Source organism: Brevundimonas sp., assembly GCF_036402095.1.
Lineage (GTDB): Bacteria > Pseudomonadota > Alphaproteobacteria > Caulobacterales > Caulobacteraceae > Brevundimonas.
The window spans coordinates 1-7,148 of record NZ_DASWTO010000126.1 but is presented as its reverse complement, the minus strand read 5'-3'; the positions used below and the strand labels follow the sequence as shown (position 1 = coordinate 7,148).

At 70.3% G+C, this 7,148-nt stretch carries 9 protein-coding genes; 3 read left to right on the top strand and 6 right to left on the bottom strand.

What is annotated here, in order from left to right:
- Positions 1–48 precede the first annotated feature (48 nt).
- Together glk and VGD32_RS09215 are read left to right on the top strand one after the other, a co-directional pair.
- A complete protein-coding gene (gene glk / locus VGD32_RS09220) occupies positions 49–1,026 on the top strand; it encodes a glucokinase (protein ID WP_331031597.1) in 978 nt (325 codons plus the stop codon).
- An 89-nt stretch (positions 1,027–1,115) separates the two neighbouring features.
- Positions 1,116–1,376: a hypothetical protein gene (locus VGD32_RS09215; protein ID WP_331031596.1), complete on the top strand. Its 261-nt coding sequence runs from the start codon at positions 1,116–1,118 to the stop codon at positions 1,374–1,376.
- A 49-nt stretch (positions 1,377–1,425) separates the two neighbouring features.
- On the opposite strand, the gene VGD32_RS09210 is transcribed toward VGD32_RS09215, so the two are convergent.
- The 6 genes from VGD32_RS09210 to VGD32_RS09185 form a co-directional block, all read right to left on the bottom strand.
- Positions 1,426–2,157, bottom strand: a complete 732-nt coding sequence (locus VGD32_RS09210) for a DUF1295 domain-containing protein (protein ID WP_331031595.1) — start codon at positions 2,155–2,157, stop codon at positions 1,426–1,428.
- A 39-nt stretch (positions 2,158–2,196) separates the two neighbouring features.
- Positions 2,197–2,583, bottom strand: a complete 387-nt coding sequence (locus VGD32_RS09205; RefSeq protein WP_331031594.1) for a hypothetical protein — start codon at positions 2,581–2,583, stop codon at positions 2,197–2,199.
- Positions 2,580–3,878 (bottom strand): homogentisate 1,2-dioxygenase, encoded by a 1,299-nt coding sequence (gene hmgA, locus VGD32_RS09200; protein ID WP_331031593.1) that lies wholly within the window; start codon positions 3,876–3,878, stop codon positions 2,580–2,582. Before hmgA ends, VGD32_RS09205 begins: the two co-directional genes overlap by 4 nt.
- A gap of 71 nt (positions 3,879–3,949) precedes the next feature.
- A complete protein-coding gene (locus VGD32_RS09195; protein WP_331031592.1) occupies positions 3,950–5,068 on the bottom strand; it encodes an acyl-CoA dehydrogenase in 1,119 nt (372 codons plus the stop codon).
- A gap of 3 nt (positions 5,069–5,071) precedes the next feature.
- Positions 5,072–6,256, bottom strand: coding sequence for an acyl-CoA dehydrogenase family protein (locus VGD32_RS09190; protein ID WP_331031591.1), 1,185 nt, complete (start codon positions 6,254–6,256; stop codon positions 5,072–5,074).
- Positions 6,257–6,319: 63 nt separating this feature from the next.
- Positions 6,320–6,574 (bottom strand): Lrp/AsnC ligand binding domain-containing protein, encoded by a 255-nt coding sequence (locus VGD32_RS09185; protein ID WP_331031590.1) that lies wholly within the window; start codon positions 6,572–6,574, stop codon positions 6,320–6,322.
- Between the two features lie 46 nt (positions 6,575–6,620).
- Between VGD32_RS09185 and VGD32_RS09180 the strand changes: the two genes are divergently transcribed.
- On the top strand, positions 6,621–7,148 hold a 528-nt coding region (locus VGD32_RS09180), incomplete at its 3' end, for an alpha/beta hydrolase (protein ID WP_331031589.1).

The window sequence follows — 7,148 nt, the reverse complement described above, 5'->3', positions numbered from 1 at the left end:
GACCGCGCGGTCGACGCCTGACATGTCCCGCTCCGAGGAGACCACCGCATGACCATCGCCTGGGACAAGACGCTGCTGGTCGGCGACGTTGGCGGGACCAACGCCCGCTTCGCCATCGCCCATATGATCAACGGCAAGCCGGTGCTGGAGCAGCACCAAAGCTTCAAGGGCGCCGACCATCCAACCTTCCTCGGCGGGGTGAAGGCCTTCATCGACGGCTGCGACATCAAGCCGACCTCCGGCGTCATCGCCGTGGCCGGGCCCGTCACCGACGGAGCCATCGATCTGACCAACTCGCCGTGGCGCGTGTCGGAACAGGAGCTCGGCACGCTCGGCCTCGATCCGGTGCGGCTGATCAACGACTTCGAGGCCCTCGCCTGGGGCGCCCCCGTCGTGCCGCGGGACCAGCTGGCCTCGCTGGGCGGACCCGAAGAGGGCGATCCGGACTCCGCAATCGCCGTGCTCGGGCCGGGCACCGGCTTCGGCGTCTCGGCCCTGATCCGCGACTTCCACGGCCGCGAGATGGCCATGCCGTCCGAGGGCGGCCACGCCTGTTTCGCCCCCGGCGACCCGGTCGAGGACGAAATCCTGCGCATCCTCCGGCGGCGTTACGACCGCGTCTCGATCGAGCGGCTGATCTGCGGCCCCGGCCTGCTCAACATGCACCGCGCCCTGGCCGAGATCGACGGGCGCGAAAGCCACATCGACGATCCCGCCCAGATCACCCAGGAAGCGCTCGCGGACTACAACAGCCCGTGCGGCGCCACCCTGGCCCGCTTCTGCGCCATCCTCGGCGCCGTGGCCGGAGACATCGCCCTGACCACGGGGGCCCGGGGCGGCGTCTACATCGCCGGAGGCATCGCCCCGCGCATCCTGCCCTTCCTTCAGGCCAGCCCGTTCCGGGAACGGTTCGAGCGCAAGGGCCGGTTCACCGACTACATGGCCGCCGTTCCCACCCACGTCATTCTGCACAAGCACGCGGCGCTGCTCGGCGCCGCCCGCGTGGCCTTCGCCGAGGCAGGTTAAGCCCCGAGTCTCACGCAATAGTCACGCGGGCGTGAACCAAATCCGAAGCGGCGCATTATTCGGGCTCCACTGTGGAAGGAACCCCTCCAATGCGTAAACTGATCATCGCCGCCGCCACCGCCTTCGCCTTCGCCGGCCTCGCCGCCTGCAACAGCCCGGCCGACAACGCCGCCGAGGAAAAGGCCGACGCCCTGGAAGAACAGGCGGCCGCCGCGCCGACTGAGTCCCAGGAAACCGCCCTCAACGAGAAGGCGGACGCCATCGAGCAGCAAGCCGGCAACGCCGACGGCGGCATGACCACCGAGAACACCCCGAACACCTCGCCCTCGACGGCGAACCCGGGTCAGTAAGACGGAACACCGCGGGCCGTCATGAAGCCCGCGTAAACCCTTCGAACGGTCAGCCCCCGTCGCTCACGCGGCGGGGGTTTTCCGTCTTCGCCCAGTGGGCGAGCGCCAGGGTCAGGAAGACAGGGCCGACGACCGACCATCGCCCGGGCCCGGTTTCCGCTGCAATGAGAAACAGGCCCCACCCAACGGCCAGGTCGCCCAGATAGTCGGGCCGCTCAAGCCATCGGCGCCAGCCCGTGGCGGCCGCGGGCGGGAGAGGCGGCGATTTGCGCGTCCCTGCCAGCCTCAGGGCGCCCCACCCCTCAAGACCGATCCCGGCCACGGCCAGCACCGCCCCGGCCCAGCCCGCCCAGCCGACCGGCGGCAGGAAGTCGACCTGGCCCAGCTGCACCGGCAGCGCCGCCAGCCACGCCAGGGCCCCCTGCGGCAGGACGATCAGCAGCAGCGAGGCGAGCGCCGGACTCCAGCCGCGACGCACCCACGCCTCAAGGGTCCGGGCGTACCGGTCGTCCGCCGCCGTGCGCGCCGCCGGCGACAGCCGCCGCCAGGCCTGCGGCACGGCCCAGATCGCCACCAGCCACAGCAGCAGCCCCTTGCGGACCGGATCGCCGTCGGCGAGCAGAAAGGTCGTTGCGGCCAGAGCGGCCATCGCCAGCGGCCAGACCCCGTCCAGGTAGCCGATCCGGCGCCCCCGTCCCGACAGCGCCCACAACCCCGCCATCGCCGTCAGCGTCAGGCCCAGGTTCAGGCCCAGCAGGGCGGCGATCTCAGCCAGGTTCATGAGGCGAAAACGCCGCCGTTCGCCGCCGGATGCATAGGTTCAGTCGACGCAGAGGGTGGCTTCGGCCTTGCCGTTCTCGACGGTGGTGTAGCAGCCGAACCGGCTGCTGTTGGCCTGGCATTGGCCGACGGCGCTGGCGCCCGCGTGCGGCGTCCCCGCCGCCTCCTCGATGCGGCAGTCGCCTTCGCACTGGTCGCCGTCGGTGCAGCGCCGGCCTGCGTCCGCATAGGACACCACGCAGCGCATCGTCTGCATCCGGCCCTGCGGCAGCATCTTGCCGCCCCGCGCGGCGCAGGCGGCGGCCTCGTCCGCCGGGGTCTGCGCCGCCGGCGCCGCCTCGGCCAGATCGGTCTTGCCGCCGTCGGTCGCCGGCATCGGCTGGCAGGCCGCCGCGAACAGCGCCGCCGCCATCATCAGTCGCTTCATGTCACGCGGCCCTTCTCGAATCCCGTCCACACATCGTCGTAGTCGAGCTGCATGGTGGGCGAGGTTTGCGCCCATTCCGTGGTGCGGATCGGCAGCCGCGTCTCGAACATGAAGGCCAAGGTGTTCTCGATCTTCACGGGCTTCAGATCGGCGGCCACCGCCTTATCGTAGGAGGCCTGGTCCGGCCCGTGACCGCTCATGCAGTTGTGCAGGCTGGCCCCGCCGGGCGCGAAGCCGCCCTCCTTGGCGTCGTATTCGCCGTGCACCAGCCCCATGAACTCGCTCATCACATTGCGGTGGAACCACGGCGGGCGGAAGGTGTCCTCGGCCACCATCCAGCGCGGCGGGAAGATCACGAAGTCGCAATTGGCCGTCCCCGCCGTGTCGCTCGGCGAGGTCAGGACCGTAAAGATTGACGGGTCCGGATGATCGTAGCTGACCGTGCCGATCGTGTTGAAGCGGGCGGTGTCGTATTTGTACGGGGCCAGGTTGCCGTGCCACGCGACCACGTCCAGCGGGCTGTGATCGAAGGTGGTGGCATACAGCCGCCCGCCGAATTTCTGCACGCACTCGGTCTTCCGGTCGACATCCTCGAACGCCGCCGCCGGCGTCTGGAAATCCCGCGGATTGGCCAGGCCGTTCGAGCCGATCGGGCCGAGATCCGGCAGGCGGAAGGCCGCGCCGTAGTTCTCGCAGACATAACCCCGCACCGGTCCCGTCACCTCGACCCGGAAGCGCACGCCGCGCGGGATCACGACGATCTCGCCGGGCCGGGCGTCGATCCGTCCCATCTCGGTGATGAACGCCTGTTCGCCCTGCTGCGGCACGATCAGCAGCTCGCCGTCGGCGCAGTAGAATACCCGGTCGGTCATCGACCGGTTCGCCGCGTACAGATGGATGCCGATCCCCGACAGGGTCTCCGGATCGCCCGTGCCGCCATAGGTCACCAGCCCCTCGACCCAGTCGGTCGGCTCCGTCGGCGTCGGCAGAGGATCCCAGCGCATGCGGTTCGGCGACGGCGGCGCCTCGTGGAACGGTCCCGAGCGCACCAGACCCTGCCGGAACGGCCGATAGGCCGGATGCTGCGCCGACGGCCTCAGCCGGTACAGCCACGACCGGCGGTTCTCGCTGCGCGGCGCCGTGAACGCCGTCCCCGACAGCTGCTCGGCGTACAGCCCCATCGGCGCCCGCTGCGGCGAGTTCCGCCCTTCCGGCAGCGCGCCGGGCGCGGCCTCGGTCGAGAAATGGTTGCCGAAGCCGGACAGGTAGAGGGGCGCGTTGGCTCGCGTCGTCATGGTGCGTGTCTCCCTCCCGGAGGTTTAGCCGCCGCCGCCCGGCCTCGCCACCCCGGGGAGATACCGGAGCCTCAGAACCCCTGGCTTCGCGCCATCCGCTCCTGATGGAATCCCGCGTCGCCCAGCAGTTCGTTCAGCACCCGCACCCGCTTCATGAACAGGCCGACGTCGAATTCGTCGGTCATGCCGACGCCGCCGTGCATCTGCACCGCCTCCTGCACCGCCAGTTCGGCGACGCGCCCGGCCTTGGCCTTGGCCACCGAGACGGCCAGCGGCGCGCTTTCCCTGCCGGCGTCCAGCGCCTGCAGGGCCCCCATCACCGCCGCCCGGGCGATCTCGATCTCCGAGAACAGATGCGCCGCCCGGTGCTGCAGCGCCTGGAACTCGCCGATCAATTTCCCGAACTGTTTCCGCGTGCGCAGATACTCCAGCGTGGTCTGGAAGGCCTGGTCCCCCGCCCCGGTCAGCGACGCCGCCGCGCAGGCCCGGCCGAGGTTCAGCGCCCCCTCCAGCAGCGCCTCCCCGCCCTCGACCGATCCGATCAACGCATCCGCGTCGACCGCGACATCCGTCAGCGTCACCCGCGCCGCATTGTGTGCGTCGACCATCACCGTCCGCTCGACGGCGACACCGTCCGTGGACGGATCGACGAGGAACAGGCCGATCCCCTCGTCCGTCCGGGCCGCCACGATCAGGGCGTCGGCGATGTGGCCGTCGAGCACGAACCCCTTCGCCCCGTTCAGCCGGAAGCCGTTGCCCGAGCGCTCGGCCATGGTCGCCATCCGCGCCGGCGCATGCTTCGGCCCCTCGTCCACGGCCAGCGCCACGATGGCCTCGCCCGCCGCGATCCGCGGCAGCCACGCCCCCTGCTGTTCGTCCGAGCCGCCCTTGAGCACCGTCGCCGCCAGCACCCCCGAGCCCAGGAACGGCGATGGCGTCAGCGTCCGTCCCAGCGCCTCGGCCACCACCCCGGCCTCGACCGCGCCCAGCCCCGAACCGCCGTGCTCTTCCGGGATCAGGACCCCCGCGAAACCCATCTCCCCAAAGGCCCGCCACAGGTCGCGCGACACCCCGTCGGGATCACGGCTGTCGCGCAGCTTGCGCAGGTGCGCGATCGGCGCGTGTTCGTTCAGGAAGCCGTCCGCGGCCTCCTTCAGCATGATCTGCTCTTCGGTCAGGATCAGCGGCATCCGTCAGGCCCCCGGCAGCTGAAGCAGGTGTTTGGCGATGATGTTGAGCTGGATCTCGCTGGTCCCGCCCTCGATGGAATTGGCCTTGGTGCGCAGCCAGTCGCGGGCCATCGCCCCGTCGCGCGAGCGCTCGCCCTCCCACTCCAGCGCGTCCGCTCCGCCCGCCGCCATCAGCAGTTCGTGGCGCCGCTTGTTCAGCTCCGAGCCGTAGTATTTCAGCATCGAGGCGATGGCCGGATGCGCCTGCCCTGCCTTCGCCTGGTCGCCCGTCCGCTCCATGGCCAGCCGGAAAGCCGCCGCGTCGACCTCCAGCTCGGCGATCCGCGCCCGGAGCATCGGCTCGTCCAGCCGCCCCTCGTCGTCGACCCCCAACGATCCGGTGGCGACCTGCCCCAGCGGCCGCCCCCCGGCGATCTCGCCCATGGCGCCGATCATGGTCCGCTCATGCGCCAGCAGGTGTTTGGCCACGTCCCAGCCGCGGTTCAGGGTCCCGACCAGATTGGCCTTCTCCACCCGCACGTCGTCGAAGAAGGTCTCGCAGAACGGGCTCTTGCCGCTGATCAGGGTGATCGGCCGCGTCGACACCCCCGGCGTCGCCATGTCGAACAGCACGAAGGAGATGCCCAGATGCTTGGGCGCCTCCGGGTCCGTGCGCACCAGGCAGAAGATCCAGTCCGCCTTGTCGGCGTAGGACGTCCACACCTTCTGGCCGTTGACGATCCAGTGGTCGCCGCGATCCTCCGCCCGCGTCTGGATCGCCGCCAGGTCAGACCCGGCGCCCGGCTCGGAATAGCCCTGGCACCAGCGGATCTCGCCCCGCACGATCCCGGGCAGAAAGCGCTGCTTCTGTTCCTCGGTCCCGAACGCCAGCAGCGCCGGTCCCAGCATCCACACGCCGAAACTGGCCAGCGGCGCCTGGGCGTCGATGCGCCGCATCTCCGAGGCCAGCACCTTGGCCTCCTCCCGGCTCAGCCCGCCGCCGCCGTATTCCGTCGGCCATTCCGGCGCGGTCCAGCCGCGCGCGCCCATCCGCTCCAGCCAGACCTTGTGCGCCGGCGTCGGGAAGACGGCGTTGCGCCCGCCCCACACCCGCTCCTCGTCGCTCTTCACCGGCCCGCGGCATTCGGCCGGGCAGTTCGCCTCCAGCCACGCCCGCGTCTCCGCGCGGAAAGTCTCCAGATCGGTCATCAGCGCCTCCGTCCAAAGGACGTTAGCAGCGATTCAGGGGTGACGTTACGTCAGCGTCAGCGCCTATTTCGTCGGCAGGAACGGCGAGAAGGTGATCACCGTGAAAGTGTCGCGGATGTTGGCCCGCGTCTGCACCGACTTCGTCACGAACGTCCCGATGTCCATGTCCTTCGGCAGCTGGAACTTGGCCAGCAGGTCGTACTGGCCCGAGGTCGAATAGACCTCCGAGACGTGTTCGACATTGTCCACGATATCCGCCGCCACGTCGTTGGCGTGGCCCAGCTCGCATTTGATGAAGACGAAGATGGCGGTCATCATGGCGGCGGTCCCTCAGGTTCGAGGGCTTCCTCTAGCGGATGACAGCGTGACGGGTAAGGGCGAAGCGGCGATCGACCTCGAGGCCGAATACAACAACCGCGCCCGGGTGCCCGACCATCAGGCGGTCATGCTGCGCTGGCGAGCCGCCGCCGAGGCCGCCCGCGCCGCCCATCCGCCGCAGGAGATCGCCTATGGTCCCGGGGAGCGCGAGGTCATGGACCTGTTCTCCGCCGGAGACGACGCCCCCGTCGCCATCTTCCTGCACGGCGGCTACTGGCAGGCGCTGGACCGCAGCTGGTTCTCCGGACTCGCCCCGGCGCTCCTGGCCCACGGCGTCAACCTCGCCATCCCCTCCTACGACCTCGCTCCCGCCGTCCGCCTCGGTCATATCCTGCGTCAGGTCCGGGCCGCGGTCGAAGCCGTGCACAAACGGTCCGGGGTCCGCCCCGTGGTCTTCGGCCACTCCGCCGGCGGCCATATGGCGGCCTGCATGCTCAGCGAGGGCCGCGCCGCCGCCGCCGTCGCCATCAGCGGCGTCTTCGACCTCGCCCCCCTGATCCCGACCTCGCTCAAC